Source organism: Acutalibacter sp. 1XD8-33 (genome assembly GCF_003612555.1).
Lineage (GTDB): Bacteria > Bacillota > Clostridia > Oscillospirales > Acutalibacteraceae > Acutalibacter.
In genome coordinates, this window is record NZ_RAZF01000005.1 from 61459 (window position 1) to 77994 (window position 16536).

16 protein-coding genes are annotated in these 16536 nt (G+C 58.7%); all 16 read right to left on the reverse strand.

Features of this window, described 5'->3' with window-relative positions; translation table 11 throughout:
• Positions 1–46 precede the first annotated feature (46 nt).
• Entirely contained in the window at positions 47–538 is a 492-nt protein-coding gene (locus D7X94_RS05750; RefSeq protein WP_120426778.1) for an HD domain-containing protein, read from the reverse strand.
• 9 nt (positions 539–547) lie between these two features.
• Complete coding sequence (tyrS, locus tag D7X94_RS05755; RefSeq protein WP_120426779.1) at positions 548–1768, reverse strand: tyrosine--tRNA ligase; 1221 nt, start codon at positions 1766–1768, stop codon at positions 548–550.
• A 6-nt stretch (positions 1769–1774) separates the two neighbouring features.
• On the reverse strand, positions 1775–2497 hold the full coding sequence (locus D7X94_RS05760; RefSeq protein WP_120426780.1) for an HAD family hydrolase: 723 nt from the start codon (positions 2495–2497) through the stop codon (positions 1775–1777).
• Positions 2472–2966 (reverse strand): GNAT family N-acetyltransferase, encoded by a 495-nt coding sequence (locus D7X94_RS05765; RefSeq protein WP_120426781.1) that lies wholly within the window; start codon positions 2964–2966, stop codon positions 2472–2474. The genes D7X94_RS05760 and D7X94_RS05765 overlap by 26 nt, the downstream gene beginning before the upstream one ends.
• A 385-nt stretch (positions 2967–3351) precedes the next feature.
• On the reverse strand, positions 3352–5007 hold the full coding sequence (gene recN / locus D7X94_RS05770) for a DNA repair protein RecN (RefSeq protein ID WP_120426879.1): 1656 nt from the start codon (positions 5005–5007) through the stop codon (positions 3352–3354).
• Positions 5008–5027: 20 nt separating this feature from the next.
• Positions 5028–5483 (reverse strand): arginine repressor, encoded by a 456-nt coding sequence (gene argR, locus D7X94_RS05775; RefSeq protein ID WP_120426782.1) that lies wholly within the window; start codon positions 5481–5483, stop codon positions 5028–5030.
• A 37-nt stretch (positions 5484–5520) separates the two neighbouring features.
• On the reverse strand, positions 5521–6351 hold the full coding sequence (locus D7X94_RS05780) for an NAD(+)/NADH kinase (protein WP_120426783.1): 831 nt from the start codon (positions 6349–6351) through the stop codon (positions 5521–5523).
• A 77-nt stretch (positions 6352–6428) separates the two neighbouring features.
• Positions 6429–7238 carry a TlyA family RNA methyltransferase gene (locus D7X94_RS05785; protein WP_120426784.1) on the reverse strand — a complete coding sequence of 270 codons (810 nt, stop codon included), beginning with the start codon at positions 7236–7238 and terminating at the stop codon, positions 6429–6431.
• Positions 7219–9102, reverse strand: coding sequence for a 1-deoxy-D-xylulose-5-phosphate synthase (dxs, locus tag D7X94_RS05790; protein WP_120426785.1), 1884 nt, complete (start codon positions 9100–9102; stop codon positions 7219–7221). Before dxs ends, D7X94_RS05785 begins: the two co-directional genes overlap by 20 nt.
• A gap of 158 nt (positions 9103–9260) precedes the next feature.
• Positions 9261–10115 (reverse strand): bifunctional methylenetetrahydrofolate dehydrogenase/methenyltetrahydrofolate cyclohydrolase FolD, encoded by an 855-nt coding sequence (folD, locus tag D7X94_RS05795; RefSeq protein WP_120426786.1) that lies wholly within the window; start codon positions 10113–10115, stop codon positions 9261–9263.
• A gap of 16 nt (positions 10116–10131) precedes the next feature.
• Positions 10132–11133, reverse strand: coding sequence for a prolipoprotein diacylglyceryl transferase (lgt, locus tag D7X94_RS05800; RefSeq protein WP_120426787.1), 1002 nt, complete (start codon positions 11131–11133; stop codon positions 10132–10134).
• Positions 11130–12425 (reverse strand): EF-P 5-aminopentanol modification-associated protein YfmH, encoded by a 1296-nt coding sequence (yfmH, locus tag D7X94_RS05805; RefSeq protein WP_120426788.1) that lies wholly within the window; start codon positions 12423–12425, stop codon positions 11130–11132. Before yfmH ends, lgt begins: the two co-directional genes overlap by 4 nt.
• A complete protein-coding gene (locus D7X94_RS05810; protein ID WP_120426789.1) occupies positions 12425–13681 on the reverse strand; it encodes a M16 family metallopeptidase in 1257 nt (418 codons plus the stop codon). Before D7X94_RS05810 ends, yfmH begins: the two co-directional genes overlap by 1 nt.
• A gap of 805 nt (positions 13682–14486) precedes the next feature.
• Positions 14487–15125 carry a uracil phosphoribosyltransferase gene (gene upp / locus D7X94_RS05815; RefSeq protein WP_120426790.1) on the reverse strand — a complete coding sequence of 213 codons (639 nt, stop codon included), beginning with the start codon at positions 15123–15125 and terminating at the stop codon, positions 14487–14489.
• A gap of 12 nt (positions 15126–15137) precedes the next feature.
• Complete coding sequence (gene rpiB / locus D7X94_RS05820; protein ID WP_120426791.1) at positions 15138–15584, reverse strand: ribose 5-phosphate isomerase B; 447 nt, start codon at positions 15582–15584, stop codon at positions 15138–15140.
• Positions 15585–15818: 234 nt separating this feature from the next.
• Positions 15819–16535, reverse strand: coding sequence for a tRNA (adenosine(37)-N6)-threonylcarbamoyltransferase complex dimerization subunit type 1 TsaB (gene tsaB / locus D7X94_RS05825; RefSeq protein WP_120426792.1), 717 nt, complete (start codon positions 16533–16535; stop codon positions 15819–15821).
• Position 16536: the final 1 nt, after the last annotated feature.

Consider the following 16536-nt stretch of genomic DNA (forward strand, 5'->3'; position numbering starts at 1 on the left):
AGCAACTGCTGTACCGCCCAGCTTGAAAATCGGTATATACCGATTTTCAAGTCGGTTTACTATACATACTGTTCAAAAGCCTCGTCCCGTTCTGGGTTCTAAAGACATTGTCTCGAAAACTCCGCACAGCCTGGGGGCTCAGGTTCCCTTCGCCCGCGTTTACCAGATAATCCGCTTCCAGCAGAATCTGGCAGTCGGCGCCGTCCACTCCGGTATAGGTATGGTGCCGGCACACTAGCCGGACCACCCGTTCCTCCATCCTGCTGTCCAGTTGGAATTCCCGTAGAAAAGGCCGCAGAAGCGCCTCACTCTCCTGTTCCTGGAGATTTCCTGCGGCGGAGCCGTACTTTTCCCGGCAGAGGGGGCAGGCGATATCGTGGACGATGGCGGCGATCTCCAGGGTTTCCTGGGTGGTTTCGTCTAGCCCCTCCAGCTTCCCCACCGTGCGGGCATAGGCGTACACCTTGAGGAAATGGGCGATATCTTGCTGATTGCCCTGGCAGAAATCGATCATTTTTGCGATTATCTGTTCTGTCATGGAATTACCTCACAGAGAAATTTTGTGGAACACCTTCTTGCCTTTCTTGACCACCAAACCCTCTTTCAGCTGGTCCTCTGTAAAGCTGGCGGCGATATCCCCCACTTTTGCCTCATTGACGGATACGCCCCCCTGCTGCACCAGCCGACGGCCCTCGCCCTTGGAGGCGGCAAGACCCGCTTTTACCAGCAAATCCAGAATTCCGACCTGGCCGTCTGTGAGATCTCCGGCGGAGAGCACGGTGGTTGGCATATTAGCGGTGTCGCCCCCGGTGCGGAACAGCGCCCGGGCACCCTCCTGGGCCTTTTCGGCCTCCTCTTCCCCATGGACCAGACGGGTGAGCTCGTAGGCCAGAATCTCCTTGGCCCGGTTCAGCTGGCTGCCCTCCCAAGCCTCCATCTCGTCGATCTGTTCCAGGGGCAGGAAGGTAAGCATCCGCAGGCACTTGAGCACGCTGCCGTCGTCCACGTTCCGCCAGTACTGGTAGAAGTCGAAGGGGGAGGTCTTTTCCGGGTCCAGCCACACGGCGTTTCCGGCGGTCTTGCCCATCTTCTTGCCCTGGGAGTCGGTGAGCAGGGTGATGGTCATGGCGGGGGCGTCCTCCCCCAGTTTCCGACGGATCAGCTCCGTGCCACCCAGCATATTGCTCCACTGGTCGTCGCCGCCCACCTGCATGTTACAGCCATAGTGCTGGTACATATGGTAAAAATCATATGACTGCATAATCATGTAGTTGAACTCCAGGAAAGAGAGGCCCTTTTCCATACGCTGCTTGTAGCAGTCGGCCCGGAGCATGTTGTTCACGGAGAAGCAGGCCCCCACCTCCTGGAGCAGCCCAATGTAATTCAGCTGGGTGAGCCAGTCGGCGTTGTTCAGCATAATAGCCCCGCCCTCTCCAAAATCGATGAACTTCTCCATCTGACGCTTGAAGCAGGCGGCGTTGTGGTCGATGTCCTCCCGGGTGAGCATGGGGCGCATGTCCGTGCGGCCGGAAGGGTCGCCGATCATGGTGGTGCCGCCGCCGATGAGGGCGATGGGCCGGTTCCCCGCCATCTGCAGCCGCTTCATCATGGTAAGGGCCACGAAATGCCCGGCGGTCAGGCTGTTTGCGGTGCAGTCGAAGCCGATGTAAAAGACCGCTTTCCCGGTGTTCACCATCTCCCGGACCCGTTCCTCGTCGGTGACCTGAGCGATCAAGCCCCTGGCCTTCAGTTCCTCATAGATCTGCATAAAAATTCATCCTTTCTCGTTTTCATTCAAAATATACTCCATGGCATCCTGTAGGGAGGACGCGGTATACTCCGGGGCTCCGATAAACTCCGGGACCTCCATGAACCGGTTCACCGGCAGCCAGACCACGGGCATATGGGCGGCGTGGGCGCAGAGGATGTCAAAGGGGTGGTCGCCCACATAGAGGCAGTCCTCCGGGCTGGCCCCGGCGCGGGCACAGGCCAGCTCCAGAATGGCGGCGTCCGGCTTGCTAACCCCCACCTCCTCGGAGATCACCACCGGGTGGAAATAACGCGCGATCCCCATCTCCTCCAGTACGGCGCGGATTCCGGTGTGGTGGTTGCTGACAATGCCCAGGACGATTCCCTGTTCCTTCAGCCGGTCCAGGACCTCCAGCGCCCCCGGCGCCAAGGAATACTCCTGCCTGTAGTCCCGGGAAAGGGTGTGCGCCACCGTCTGAAAGGCCCCGGCATCCAGGCCCAGGCTGTCCCGGTAGACCCCGGCCACATGGTCCACAAACTCCTCGTCCAGCATACGGACCCCGGTCCTGTTCTCCTCCATGACCTGATGCCCCTGCCAGAGCTCGCTCTGGGCATAGGCCTTTTCCACCGCCTCCAGGGGAATCCCCGGATCGAACCCGGCCAGCGTCTCGTGGACCTTCTCCGGAATGCTGGGCCTCTTCCACAAAAGCGTGTTGTCAATATCAAAAAAGACCGCCTGAATCTTCATCACAATTCCCCCTCATCCGTTTCTCATAGCCAACCTCATCCATTCCCGGCTTGATGCTGGTGATCTCCCCGGTACGCCGGTACCCCAGGCTCTCATAGAACCGACAGAGGCCCGGCTCTTGCAGGATCGTCCCCAGGATCCAGCGGCGGTTCTCCGGGTACATCTTTTCCAGGAGGAGCATGGCCTCGCGGCCCACTCCCCGCCCCTGGCACTCCGGCAGAATGCCAATGGGCGTGACGCACAGAGCCTCCTCTTTGCGCTTGATGCCGATCAGGCCCACATTCCGGCCATCCAGCTGGATGAAATGGTAGTCCCGCTCCAAGAGCTTGCGCTTCATGGTGGAGAGCGGCTCCATGGCTGGGTTCGTACCGTAGTCCCGATACTTCTTCAGCAGCGCCTGGAACGCCTGTTTCTGCACGGACAGCAGGGCTTCGGCGTCCTCCATACCCGCAGGTTTTACCGTAATCAAATCTTCCACCTCCCGCGCTCACGCAAAAAGCCCCCTGCAAAAGCCACGCGTAAAGCCAGCTTTTCCAGAGGGCGATAAAAATCGCGGTACCACCTCAGTTCGCCGGAGCCTCGCGGCCCACGGCCTCAACAGGTACTGAAAGCCCGGCTTTGGAACCACGGCTTCTCCATACCCTGGCGGGATAACGTGCGCCGCACGGCTTTCCCTACTGCCCGGGAGTCCGGGGTTCCGGAAAGCGGCTCAGGAAGGTAACTTCAGCCGCCGCTCTGGTCCCGCTTCCACCAACCGCGGGCTCTCTTTGCCAGGAAAACGACGCTTACAGGGAGAAAAACTCCATTTCCATCATTGCCATTGAACCTTATTTTAGCGGAAACCGGCGGGTTTGTCAAGTCTTTTTCAGCATTTCCTCCGCCATGTCCAGCTGCAGCTGGGTGATATCCTCCCCGCCGATGATCCGGGCCACCTCCTGCTTGCGACCCTCCCAGTCCAGGGGATCCACCTGGGTAAAGGTCCTGCCTTTCACCACATGCTTGCTGATGCGCAAGTGGTGGTCCGCCATGGCGGCAATCTGGGGCAGGTGGGTGATGCACAACACCTGCCGGTTCTGGCTGACCTGCCGGAGCTTTTCCCCGATTTTATTGGCCGCCGCACCGCTGACTCCCGCGTCTACCTCGTCAAAAATCAGGGTGTCAACTTTGTCCCGGCCGGAGAGCACGGTCTTCACCGCCAGCATAATGCGGGAGAGCTCGCCGCCGGAGGCAATCTTCGACAGCGGTTTGGGGGGCTCGCCTTTATTGGCGGAAACCAGGAATTGCAGCTTGTCGCAACCGGTAGGCGTGAGGGGGATCCGCTCGATTTCCACCACAAACTCCACCCCGGGCATATTCAAAAAGGCCAGCTCGGACTTCACCTGCCCCACAAAGCGCTCTCCTGCCGCTTTGCGCTTTTCAGAGAGTTCTTTCGCCAGGGCAATGGCCCTGCGCTTTTCCTCCTCATATGCCTCCCGCAGCTTTTCTCTTTCCTCATCGGAGAACTCAATTTTGTGCAGCTCTTCCTGGCAATCCGCAAGATATTGCAGCATCTGCTCTTCCGTCTCGCCATATTTCAGCCCCAGCCGGTACAGCTGGTCCAAGCGCTCCTCAATGCCGTCCAGCGCCGAAGGGTCAAAATCTACCGCCAAACCGTGCAGCAGGCTGCTGGCATCCTCCAGCAGAAACCCGGCTTCCCGCAGCTTTTGCAGAGGCTCTTCTAGCTGAGGAAGATAGGCGCTGGCCCGCTCCAATTCCCCTGCCGCCTGGGAAATATCAGAGAGCGTCCCGCTGCTGTCCTCGTCCCCGGAAAGGAGGGCCTTCACCTGCTCCACCGCTGTGGAAACCTTCTCGCTGTTGCGTACCAGCTCCCGGTTTTGGGTGAGGGTCTCTCTCTCTCCGGGAGTAATGCCCGCCCCTTCAATCTCATCGATCTGATAGCGCAGCAAGTCCATCCGGCGGGTTTTCTCCCCCTCGTCCGTATTCAGGGCCCGCAGCTCCCGCTGCAGCTCCCGCAGATGCCGGTAGCTGGCCTGATATCTCTCCAGAAGGCTCTCCAGCCGGGCAAAGCTGTCAATGTAGTTCATGTGCAACTCCGGCGAGAGCAGCTCATAGCTCTCATGCTGGCCATGGATCCCCACCAGCCGGGGCGCAATGGTTTTCAGCATGGATACAGTGGCCGGCGCGCCGTTGAGCTTGCAGGTGGACTTGCCTTCCAGGCGGATGTTCCGCTGGATCAGCAAGGAATTGTCCTCTTCCGGCACAGAAAGGCTGCTGAGAAGCTCCAGCGTGTCCTGAGAGAGCCCGGTAAAAAGAGCGGACACCGAGGCGGCCGGCTCTCCCGTGCGCACCAATTCCTTAGAGGTCCGCTCCCCCAGCACCGCATGAATAGCGTCAATGATGATCGACTTTCCCGCGCCGGTCTCGCCGGTCAGCACGGTAAATCCCTGGTCCAGGTCAATGGACGCGCGTTCAATAACGGCAATATTGTTGATAAACAGCTGTGCAAGCACCCACAAAGCCCCCTATCTCCCTAAACTCGCAGCAATTTCCGCAGTGCCTCCTGGGTTTCCCGGGCAGCAGCCTCTGTGCGGCACACCACAAAAATAGTATCCTCCCCGGCAAGAGTGCCCACGAAATCCTTCCAGTACATGGCATCCATGGATGCGCAGACCGCCTGGGCCATGCCGTTCATGCATTTGATCACCAGCATATTCTGGGCGGAATCCACCGCCAGGGCGGAATCCGTGAACAGCGCATAGAATTTTGACGACATGTCCGGGGCGCTCTCCCCGCTGCCGGTGGAATATTTATACCGTCCACTGGCGGACAGGGTTTTCACCAGCCGCAGCTCCTTGATGTCCCGGGAAACGGTGGCCTGGGTCACGTCAAATCCGGCCTCCCGCAAATATTGCAGCAGTTCATCCTGGGTTTCCAAATCGTGCTCACTGATGAGCTCTAATATTTTGGCATGGCGTCGGGTTTTCATAGCAGCCCCTTTCCGGCGTTTCCCGCCTCACAAAGTTTCACTGGCTTTCCAGCAGCTTCTGGTTCAGAATATCATAAAAATTATTATCTGTCAGCTTAATAAACCGGGCCCACCGCTCCCCTTTGAAAAAAGAGAGCCGGTCGCCCTCCCTCAGCTCCAGGGGAGCTTCGCCGTCCACGGTGAGAAAGACTCTTCCCCGGTTCCGGGGCACTTCCACTGTAAGCTGGGTTTCCGGGGCGAAAACCACGCTGCGGTTGAACAGGGAGTGGGGGCAGATCGGCGTGTAAATCATGCAGTCCAGGACAGGCTCTACCACCGGCCCCCCGGCGGAAAGAGAATAGGCCGTGGAGCCTGTGGGGGTGGCAATCATGAATCCGTCGGCCCGGTAGGTATATCCGGGATTGGTTCCGATCGCCATCTTATACTCGATGATCTTGGCCAATTCCGCCGAAACCACCGCGTCGTTCAGGGCCAAAAAATTTTTGCGGCTGTCTCCTGAATTTACGGTGACAGAAAGCGTCATCCGGCGTTCCTCCCGCCAGTCCCGGCGGGCCAGCCGGGAGAGCAGCCGCAGCTGCCCAGGCTCCACACCGGCGGTAAATCCCAGCTTCCCGGCGTTTATCCCCAGAACAGGCTTATCCAGCCGGGCGGCAATCTTGGCGGCGCAAATAATCGTGCCGTCGCCGCCAATCGCTAGAAGCAGGTCGCAGGCGGCAACAGCCTCCACGGCCTCTCGGGCAGGGGGACCGCCATACAGCCCGTCTGCCAGAACCGCCTGACAGCCGCAGGAACGCAAAATGGCGAGAGCCTCGTCCGTACAGGCCTGAGCCTGCCGTTTTACAAGATTGGGCGCTACTGCAATTTTCATGAGGTCCGCCTTTCCATTTATCTATGCCGGCTTACGGTTTCCCCGCTTTCAAGGGGTATGATTCCATTCAACGCATCCTATTTGTCCAGATTGGCGTGGGAATTTGCCACAACCTCTCTGGCTCCGGCGACTGTTTCTGGCATCCGCGCTGTCTGAGACTTTTCCAGATAGATCAGGTACTCGATATTTCCCTCTGGACCTTTTACCGGGGAATAGTCCAGGCCCAGCACGGAAAAGCCGTTTTCCATGGCGAACACCCGGATTTTTTCAATCACTTCCACATGCGCGTCCGGATCCCGGACCACGCCCTTCTTCCCCACCTTCTCCCGCCCCGCCTCAAACTGGGGCTTGATCAGGCACACGCCCTGGCCGTTCTCCGCCAACAATGGCCGGACCGCAGGCAAAATCAAGGTGAGGGAAATGAAGGAGACGTCCACAGAGAAGAAATCCACCGCCTCCGGCACCTGAGCCCGGGTTAGATACCGGGCGTTGGTGCGTTCCAGGTTCACCACCCGGCTGTCGTTGCGCAGGGCCCAGGCCAGCTGCCCATATCCCACATCCACTGAATACACCTTTTTTCCGCCATTTTGGAGCATGCAGTCGGTAAACCCGCCGGTGGAAGCGCCGATATCCATACAAACGCGGCTCCGCAGATCAATTGGGAATACCGCCAGAGCCTTTTCCAATTTCAGGCCGCCCCGGCTGGCGTATTTAAGCCCGCCGCCGCGGTGCTCCAGCGCCGCGTCTTCAGAGAACAGGTCCCCCGGCTTATCCGCCTTCTGGTTGTCCACAAAAATTTCCCCGGCCATAATCAGAGCCTTTGCCCGCTCCCGGCTCTCCGCCAGGCCATGGTCCAGGACCAAAATGTCAAGCCTCTTTTTCGCCATCCCCGGCTCCCTCCTCCGCGCAAAACTCCAATACCGTCCGCTCAATCCCCCCCGCGCTGAATCCCAGCTGTTCCAGCGCGCGGAACATAGGGGCGTGTTTCACAAAGGGGTCCTCAATCGCCCGGAGCACATATCGTCCCCCAAACCCGGCCTCCAAAAGCAGGCACCCAAAATGCTCCCCGATGCCGCCCCGCCGCAGTCCTTCTTCAAAGAAAAACACCTTTTCGCAGCCTGCCGCCGCCTGGATCGCGCCGCTGTCCACCGGGATAATACGGTTGAGCTTCACCAGCCGGACCGCAATCCCCTGCTTTTTTAGGCGCTCTGCCGCCTCCGCGGCAAAGGAAAACATTCTTCCGTATGTCACCACACAGATTTTCCCGCCGCCATAGACGGAAAAAGGCGCTGTCGTGCTGCAAAAACCGTCCGGACGAAACAATTCCCGGCCTCTGGGATACCGGATAGCGCAGACCCCCTGACCTTTCTCCACCAGAAAGGCCAGCTGCTCCCGCAATTCCTGGAAATAGGCAGGAGAATACAGCGTGACCCCCGGCACCGTTTGCAAAAATGCCGGGTCGAACAGTCCCTGGTGGGTTTTACCATCCTCTCCCACAATTCCCGCCCGGTCAATGGCCAGAATCACCTTGGTACTCTGCATCGCCACATCGTGGATCATCTGGTCGTAGCTACGCTGCAAAAAGGTGGAATATACCGCGAACACGGGCAGCATCCCCCCCACAGCTAAGCCGCCGGAAAAGGCAACCGCGTGCTCTTCCGCGATTCCCACATCGTAAAACCGCTTTCCAAACCGTTGGCGGAATTCCGAAAGCCCCGTCCCCTCTGCCATCGCCGCGGTAACGGCGCACAGCTTTTCATTTTTTTCCGCCAGGGCACAGAGAGTCTGACCAAAAACATCGGAAAAGCTCTGGGCTTTTTCGCCGGTAGCCCCGGTGTCCACATCAAACCCCGCCAGGCCATGATAGAGTGTTGGCGACTGCTCGGCGTACTGATAGCCCTTGCCCTTGTAGGTTCGCACATGGAGCAGCACCGGTTTATGGATCAGCTTGGCCGCTTCCAGGGTATCCGTAAGCTCCTTCAAATTATGCCCGTCAAAGGGACCGTAATAGGAAAAACCTAGATCTGTGAAAACGTTGGGATTGTACAGCAGCTTTTTCAAGTTCCGCTTCACCCGGCGGATAGAGGCCGCAATGGGTTTTCCCACCACCGGCAGACGGCGCAAAGCGTCCTCCACATTGCCCTTCACCTTGATATATCCCGGCCTGGACCGCATATGGGACAGGTATCGGGCCAGAGAGCCCACATTCTTGGAGATAGACATGGCGTTATCATTCAGAATGACAATCAAATTGCGCCGGAGCTGACCCGCGTTATTCAGTCCCTCAAAGGCCAGGCCACCGGTAAGGGCGCCATCGCCGATAACCGCCACCACATGGCCCGGGCAGTTTTGCAGATGGTTCGCGGCAGAAAGGCCCAAGGCCGAAGAGATGGAGGCGCTGCTGTGGCCGCTGGTAAACTTATCGCAGGGGCTCTCTTCCCGGCAGGGAAATCCGGAAATCCCCCCCTCCTGACGGAGCGTGGAAAAATTCTGATAACGCCCGGTGAGCAGCTTATAGGAGTAGCTCTGATGGCCCACGTCCCACACGATGGCGTCCCGGGGAGGCTGAAAGGCCAGGGCAAGGGCCACCGTGAGCTCCACCACCCCTAAGTTGGAGGCCAGATGTCCGCCGTTGTCCGAAACCGTCTGAATAATCACGGCGCGCAGCTCCTCACAAAGCTTGTCCAGCTCTTTCCGGCTAAGCCCCTGCAAATCTTCGGGCGAATGAATTTTCTCCAGTAAATTTCCCATACCCAGCTCCTCTTCCCGTTCCAGTTTGAGGGAGTATCAAAACCGTGTGTTTATTGGACGATGTTTTGGAGTCTCGTCAGTCGACTCGGTCGGGTCAGAACTCTCCTCTCAACCCCCTTGCTTTGGACACTCACCGCTTTGAGGGCAATCCAGAGCGCTTACAGCAATTCATTCTGCAGCTTCGCCGCCGTCACCGTGTTTTTCATCAGCATGGCGATGGTCATGGGCCCCACGCCGCCGGGCACCGGGGTGATCCATCCGGCGGTTTTGTCCGCCTCTGAGAATACCACGTCCCCGCAGAGCTTCCCCTCCTGATCCCGGTTCATGCCCACATCAATGACCGCCGCGCCGGGCTTTACCATGGCGCCGGTTACAAAACCCGCGCGCCCTACAGCGGAGACCAAAATGTCCGCCGTGGAGCAGATCTCCTCCAGGTTCCGGGTTTTGCTGTGGCAGATGGTGACAGTACCGTTGTTTTGCAGCAGCAGCAGCGCCATGGGCTTGCCCACAATATCGCTGCGGCCAATCACCACACAGTGTTTCCCGGAAATTTCTATCCCGCTGTACCGGAGCAGCTCGATCACTCCGGCGGGCGTGCAGGGCTGAAAAATCTGCCTGCCCTGGGTCAGTTTGCCCACGTTATAGGCATGGAACGCGTCCACATCCTTCTGGGGGGCGATCATCTCCACCAGGGCGGCTTCGTCCAACCCCCTGGGCAGAGGCGACTGCACCAGGATCCCGCTGATTTCCGGAGCCTTGTTGAGCTTTTCTACCAGCTCCAGCAGCTCCGCCTGAGAGGCGTTCGCCGGCAGAGCGTATTCCTCCGAGTAAATGCCTACCGTCTCACAGGCTTTCTTTTTGTTGTTCACATAGATCCGGGAGGCCGGGTCGTCCCCTACAATCACCACCGCCAGGCCGGGTGTGATTCCCTGGGCCTTCAGCTGAGAAACCTCCTGCGCCACCTGGGCTTTTACCTCGGCTGCGATCGCCTTTCCGTCAATCATCTTCGCCATACAGTTTTCCTCCCCCTTACTCTTTTGGCTCCTCAGGTTCATCTTCCGATTCTAGCTGGACCTCTGTCTCCTTGGGCTCCTTTTCTCCGTCGGATTCAGCCGCTTCCTCTTCAAAGGGGGGAAGATCCCCGAATATAGTGCTGGTCCGGAGTTCAGGATCCACCTTCTTGTTTACCATTCCGGTGGACTCCAGCACATGGCGGCTTCCGCATCCGAACAGGCTGGTCTTATGCCGGAACAGAAACAGCAGCAGCGCGCCTACGGCCACACATGCTGCGGCCACGATCTGAGAGATCCGGAAGCGTCCCAGCATCAGGCTGTCCGTGCGGGTTCCCTCAATAAAGAACCGCACCGCCCCATACCAGACGATATACAAGAGGAAGGTCTGTCCATCATAGCGGCGGTACCGACGGGTAAAGATATGCAGCAGCACAAACCCCAGCAGGCACAGCAGAGACTCATAGAGAAAGCAGGGATGTACCGGGCTGTCCGGGAACATGGCGCGGGTGTTGTCGCTGCTCATTCCCCAGGGCAGGCCTGTGGCCTCGCCAAAGCATTCCTGATTTACAAAGTTTCCCCAGCGCCCCACTCCCTGGCCGATGAGAAATCCCAGGGCGGCCAGGTCCAGCACAGCGGGCACCCGCAGGCCCCGGCGTTTCGCCACCAGGCTTCCAAGTCCAAAGGCGCCAAGAATTCCGCCATATATGGCGATTCCTCCATCATGAATATACAAGATAGAGATGGGATCGTTCCAATATTTATCCCCCGGATAAAAGATCACATAGTATAGCCGGGCACAGACAATTCCCCCCAGCGTTCCGGCAATGACCGCATCCATCAGCCTGTCCGGGTCGATATCCATCTTCTTCACGCTTCGGAAAGCGTATACCACGGCAAGGAAAAAGCCGAAGGCAATGATCACTCCATACCACCGGATATCATAGCCGCCGATGGAAAAGGCCACCTCGTTCACTCGAAAACTGAGCCCCAAGCCGGGGAAGTCCACAATATGGCTCATTGGGTTTCATCCTTTCTTGCAGATTTCAGCGGTCGGATTACAGAAAGCACGCTACGGTCCTCCCGCAGATCTTTCAGTTTTTCCTCCGCCTGTTCGATGGTAAGCTCTGCCAAAGCGTCGATATACGTAAAAAGCTCCTGGCCCTGAAAAGCAAAATCAGTGAGCCATTGGGCGACGCCCGCCGCGCTGTTCAGGGACGAGACACAGTCTCCATAGAGGCTGCGCTTAGCCCAGTGGAAGGCTTCCTCCGGAATGCCCTTGGCCCCCATCTCCCGTACCTCCTCCTGAATCAGCCGGGCCGCCCGTTCGGGGTCTTTGGACTCGCCGCCAAATATCACCGTGGCATAGCCTGTACCTTCAAAGTATTGATAGCTGAAGCTGGATTCGTTAATCAGTTCCTGGTCCAGAAGCCGGCGGAAAAGCGGGGACGCATCCGAAGCCAGAACAGACAGCAGAACACCCATAGCCGCCAGGTCCTTCTCGTCCCGGGGCGCGCCGCCGCATTTATAGCCGAACTGGAACACCGGTATGGCTACGGAAAGCTCTTGCTCTATCCTGGACCGCGCCACCGTTTCCGGTTCGTCCGGAAAGAGCGGCTCCACCCTGGAAGCCGGGACAAGACGGAACATTTCATCGCACAAGGCCGCCACCTTATCCCGATCGAATTTGCCGACGATGGCCAAAATCATATTGGACGGGGAATAGAAAGCCTCATGGCACCGGTATAAATGTGCCGGCGTGATCCGGGCGATGCTCTCTCTGGTGCCCGCCACATCCTCCCGCACAGGATGGACATGGTACATGGCCCGCAGGTAGTTGAAGAAAACCCGCCAGCTGGGAGAATCCTGGTACATGGTAAGCTCCTGGCCGATAATCCCTCGCTCCTTCGCCACGGTCTCCTCGGTAAAATAAGGGGACTGGACAAAGTCCAGCAGGATCTTCAGGGAATCGTACAGCCGGTCCGTGCAGGAAAACACATAGCAGGTGGATTCCTCCCCTGTGTAGGCGTTTGCGTTGGCCCCTGTCTCCGCAAACCGGGCAAAGGCGTCCTCTTCCTCGCTTTCAAAGAGCTTGTGCTCCAGATAATGGGCCGCGCCCTCGGGCATTGCCTCTGGAGCGGATTCTCCCTCCCACTGGAAGCTGTTGTGGACAGAACCGTACTTTACCCCCAGAACAGCTTGCGTACTGCTGCCGGTTTCCTTTGGATACAGGATAATCTCCAAACCCGAGGAATGCCTGCCCCTATAATAGCAGTCTCCCACCCTGGGGCTGGCAATTCTCTCCCACTCCATCAGCACTCGCTTCCTTTCAGCCGGTATACCACGGCGGGGACCAGCCGGTTCGCGGCCTCCGCCACATCGGCTGCGGTATATTTCATCAGATTTTCCGCCGCCTGTTCCGGGGTAAGCTCTTCTTGGGCAAAGCTCTGGCCCAGATACCAGCCCTCTACCCCATGGAGCGAATCCCCCACAGAGCGCAGGGAGTTGCATAAATACAGCTTGGCCCCCCGCAGCTCCGCCTCCGTAATCTCTCCGTTGCGCAGGGCGGACAGCTGTTCCAGCACAGCCGCCTCCACCCGGTCCAGATCCTTCGTCTCTACGCCGCTCTCAACAAAGAGCGCGCCGTTCACCCAGGAAAAGGCCGAGTCGCAGTAATAGCAGAGGCCCCGTTCTTCCCGAATCTTCTGAAACAGCTTGGAGCTGGTAGGCTCCCCCAGCACGGCGCTCATCAGCTGAAACAGTTGCCTGTCCTCCGGCGGAACGTCCGCCCGAAACGCCATGGCCAGCTTGGACTGGGCTATCGTCTGTTCCTCCGTCACCCGGCGGAAGTCCGTCCGGGTATAAGGCACCGGGCCCAGAGCCCTGTTCCCGCCTATTCCGGAAAACCGCTCCCGGAACCATTCCAGGTCCGGAGCGCAGCCTCCCAGCACGAAAATTTCCACCTTTGCCTGGTCCAGAAGCTCCTCCCAGGCAGAAGCCAAATCCTCCCGCCGGAGGGCCTCAATCTGTTTCCTACCGCCCAGGCGGTCGATTCCGGCGGGACCGCCCTCAAAGAGGAGCTCATGGCAGCGCTGATGGGCATAGATCATCTTGTCACTGAAATCCGAGTCCTTCTGCTCCAGCTGCTGGCGCTTTTCTTGAAGGAAGCCATCCAGAGGGAAGAGCCCGTCGCTGTCTTTTAGTGGATCAAAAACCACATCCAGCAGCAGGCCGGCAAGCTCCGCAAACATGTTCTCGCCCCCAAAGGCATAGCAGCTGGCAATCCCGTCCACGGAAACGCTCAGCACCTGGTATTCCCCGATTTTTTGGACGCTGGATCCCAGACTGGCCCCATACAACTCCGCCAGCCGGCCCCCTAAGGCGGTATAATCCGGATACCGCCGGGTTGCCCGGGTGACCAGGTAGGGCAGAAGCCCATAGGCTGCCGCCCTGTCCTCCCGCGCCGGCACCAACAGATTCACCGAAATGCGCATCGTCTTAAAAGCGGGGGCCAGAAAGGTCCGAAGCGTGACTCCTTCGCTGAGTGCATAGGTTTTCACTTGGCTCATGGCGGCGCTCCTTTTTTTGTGAAGTACGTTTTGGCCTCCGGCGGCCAGGGTTTCACCCCGGACTGGACCAAACTTTTACCCTGGTTAGCTGGGTGCGTTTGCTCCCAGCTTGGTAGAGTTTTGTGAAGCAAAACTCATGACACACGGCGAAATCCCGCCAAATCCTCCTACCATTCTTTGCGCCGTGTGCATTGACCGATCCAGCTAGCCAACGTAAAAGATTTGCAGACTTCGCTCTGCGAAGTCTTAGCTTTTTTCAAAAGCTCGCAGGATGTGGGGTGAGCGTTCTGCCGGATACTTGGCAAAGCCAAGTATTGCAGACAATGCTGCGAACCGACCGAAGCGGGGAAGCTCCCCAGTGGAGAAGAGTTCATGCAAGCATGAACTCTCCCGACCGAGTCGGCAGACGAGACCAGCTGAGACTCAACGCCCTCAAGGTCTTATCTCTTGACCTTAAACTCCTGAGAAGCGTATTTTTGAAGTGGTGAATCATAGTTAATGCTCGCTTCGCTCGATTAACTATCCAAGAGGGGGACGGAGAGTTCATCTCACCGTGCGAGATGAATCTCTTTTACAACTGAGAAAAAGTTTCCTAGTCCCGGAACCAGCCAGCTCTAGGCGCAGGGAATCAGCCGAAAGGCCCACCCGGCCCTGTGCTCCGCAATCAAGCAGCGCGCGCACCCACGCGCCCCCCAAACCATTCCCAAAAAGCGTCCGATCCGCCACAGGCGACGGCTTCCCGCGCAATCTCCTCCAAAAAGTATACCACATTTTCCCCAAAAGGGAAACCCTTCCGGGCGTCGCCTCAAATCGTGCCGAAGATCCGGTCCCCCGCGTCCCCCAGGCCGGGGAGGATGTAGCCGTTCTCGTTGAGCTTTTCGTCCACCGCCGCGCAGTAAATCTGCACGTCCGGGTGGGCCTTGGTGAGGACCTCCAACCCCTCCGGCGCGGCGATGATGCACAGGAACTTGATGCTCTTGGGCTGGCTGCGCTTGACGATGGTGATGGCGTCCATGGCGGAACCCCCCGTAGCCAGCATGGGGTCCAGCACGATCACGTCCCGCTCGGTGATGTCCTGGGGCAGCTTGTTGTAGTACTCCACGGGCTTCAAGGTGTCGTGGTCCCGGTAGAGCCCGATGTGCCCCACCTTGGCCGAGGGCACCAGATTCAGCATGCCGTCCACCATGCCCAGCCCCGCCCGGAGAATGGGCACAAAGGCCAGCTTCCGCCCGGCAATCACCTGGGTGGTGGTCTTTTTCATGGGCGTCTCCGTCTCTACGTCCATCAGGGGCAGGTCCCGTGTGGCCTCGTAGCACATGAGGTTGGCGATCTCGCTGACCAGCTCCCGGAACTCCTTGGTCCCCGTGTTCTTGTCCCGAAGGAAGGTGAGCTTGTGCTGAATTAAGGGATGGTCCATCACAAATACATTCTGATAGTCTTCCATAGTGATCCTCCTTTATAGTTCCCCCGCCTCGATTTTTTCGATCTGTCCCACCCGCCGGGCATGGCGGCCGCCCTCAAAGTCAGTGGTGAGAAAGGCCTCCAAAATTTTCAGCCCCGTCTCCTGATCCACCACCTTGCCGCCCATGCAAAGCACGTTGGCGTTGTTGTCGTTGCGGGTCAGCCGGGCGCAAAGCTCGTTGGTACATACCGCCGCGCGCACGCCCTTTACCTTGTTGGCCGCGATAGAGATACCGATCCCTGTGGAACACACCAGCACGCCCAGGTCGGCCTCTCCGGCGGCTACGGATTTCGCCACCTCCACCGCGATCAAGGGGTAGTCCACAGATTCCGGGCTGTTCGTACCGTAATCCAGATACTCGATCTCGTGATCCCAAAGATATTTCCGTATTGCCTCGGTGAGCTCAAAGCCCCCGTGGTCGCAGCCAATTGCTAACCGCATATCGATTCATCCTTTCCATTTAGACTTCCTGGGAAAATATTGTTCTCGAGTAATAGAAGGCCTCCGGCGGCAGAAACCGTGGTCTCGGCTGCCGCCTCGGTCGGTTCGCAGCGTGTCTGCCACCGGCAGACGCTCACCCTGCGGCAAGACCTTGGGACGTTGTCCCAAACCCTACCATGGGGCCCCGAAACTTGGCAAAGCCAAGTTTTCCGCACCTGGACCGCGCAATTTGCCTCATGTTGTCGATTTCGCAAGAGGGCTGCCGTGGTTTTCCAATTTCCTCTTTAACTCCCGCTCCGCTTGGGGCATCCGCAGGTACACCGGTAGCAGCCCGGCCGGGTCCGTCCAGGCCCGGCCCATGGCCAGCAGGGCCACGCTGCCCGCCCGCTGGAAACGGAGATTTTCCGGAGCCAGCCGGGCCCCCCAGCCGGAAAAGGACTGATGGCACAGCGCCGCCCCGTCTCCCAGCAGCAGGACCCGGTCCCCATACGGGCGGCACTCCTCGCCGAGCGCCTGGATGGAGAGGGCCCGGTCCTCTGTGAGCCGGGCTAGGGTGTTTCCGTCTGTCTCAAAAAGAGCGTTGTACACCTGCCCGCATCGGGCGTCCATCACCGCGCAGAGAAGGCTTCCCTTACAAGCAAGCCCGCCAAAAGCGATGGCCTCCAAGGTAGAGACACCCCGGCAGGGGGTATTCCCCGGCAGAGCCAGCCCCTTCGCGCAGGCCACGCCAATGCGTACGCCGGTAAAGGACCCCGGCCCGTTGGCCACGGCGATGCCGTCCAGATCCCGGCAGGCCAGCCCTAAATTGCCCAGCAAGGCCTCTATCATGGGCAAAAGCGTCTGGCTGTGGGTCTGCTTTGTATTGACAAAGAATTCTCCCAGGAGCTTTCCATCCTCCACTACGGCCGCAGAAGCCGCAGAAGCGGAACATTCTATTCCCAAAACCCGCATA

What these genes read in the sequence shown, in the direction of transcription:
- folD (WP_120426786.1), bottom strand. Translation starts at nt 10,115, where the DNA reads ATGGCGAAGATGATTGACGGAAAGGCGATCGCAGCCGAGGTAAAAGCC.
- lgt (WP_120426787.1), bottom strand. Translation starts at nt 11,133, where the DNA reads ATGAGCCATATTGTGGACTTCCCCGGCTTGGGGCTCAGTTTTCGAGTG.
- dxs (WP_120426785.1), bottom strand. Translation starts at nt 9,102, where the DNA reads ATGGGAAATTTACTGGAGAAAATTCATTCGCCCGAAGATTTGCAGGGG.
- rpiB (WP_120426791.1), bottom strand. Translation starts at nt 15,584, where the DNA reads ATGCGGTTAGCAATTGGCTGCGACCACGGGGGCTTTGAGCTCACCGAG.
- tyrS (WP_120426779.1), bottom strand. Translation starts at nt 1,768, where the DNA reads ATGCAGATCTATGAGGAACTGAAGGCCAGGGGCTTGATCGCTCAGGTC.
- yfmH (WP_120426788.1), bottom strand. Translation starts at nt 12,425, where the DNA reads ATGGAGTGGGAGAGAATTGCCAGCCCCAGGGTGGGAGACTGCTATTAT.
- D7X94_RS05750 (WP_120426778.1), bottom strand. Translation starts at nt 538, where the DNA reads ATGACAGAACAGATAATCGCAAAAATGATCGATTTCTGCCAGGGCAAT.
- D7X94_RS05810 (WP_120426789.1), bottom strand. Translation starts at nt 13,681, where the DNA reads ATGAGCCAAGTGAAAACCTATGCACTCAGCGAAGGAGTCACGCTTCGG.
- upp (WP_120426790.1), bottom strand. Translation starts at nt 15,125, where the DNA reads ATGGAAGACTATCAGAATGTATTTGTGATGGACCATCCCTTAATTCAG.
- D7X94_RS05780 (WP_120426783.1), bottom strand. Translation starts at nt 6,351, where the DNA reads ATGAAAATTGCAGTAGCGCCCAATCTTGTAAAACGGCAGGCTCAGGCC.
- D7X94_RS05785 (WP_120426784.1), bottom strand. Translation starts at nt 7,238, where the DNA reads ATGGCGAAAAAGAGGCTTGACATTTTGGTCCTGGACCATGGCCTGGCG.
- tsaB (WP_120426792.1), bottom strand. Translation starts at nt 16,535, where the DNA reads ATGCGGGTTTTGGGAATAGAATGTTCCGCTTCTGCGGCTTCTGCGGCC.
- D7X94_RS05760 (WP_120426780.1), bottom strand. Translation starts at nt 2,497, where the DNA reads ATGAAGATTCAGGCGGTCTTTTTTGATATTGACAACACGCTTTTGTGG.
- argR (WP_120426782.1), bottom strand. Translation starts at nt 5,483, where the DNA reads ATGAAAACCCGACGCCATGCCAAAATATTAGAGCTCATCAGTGAGCAC.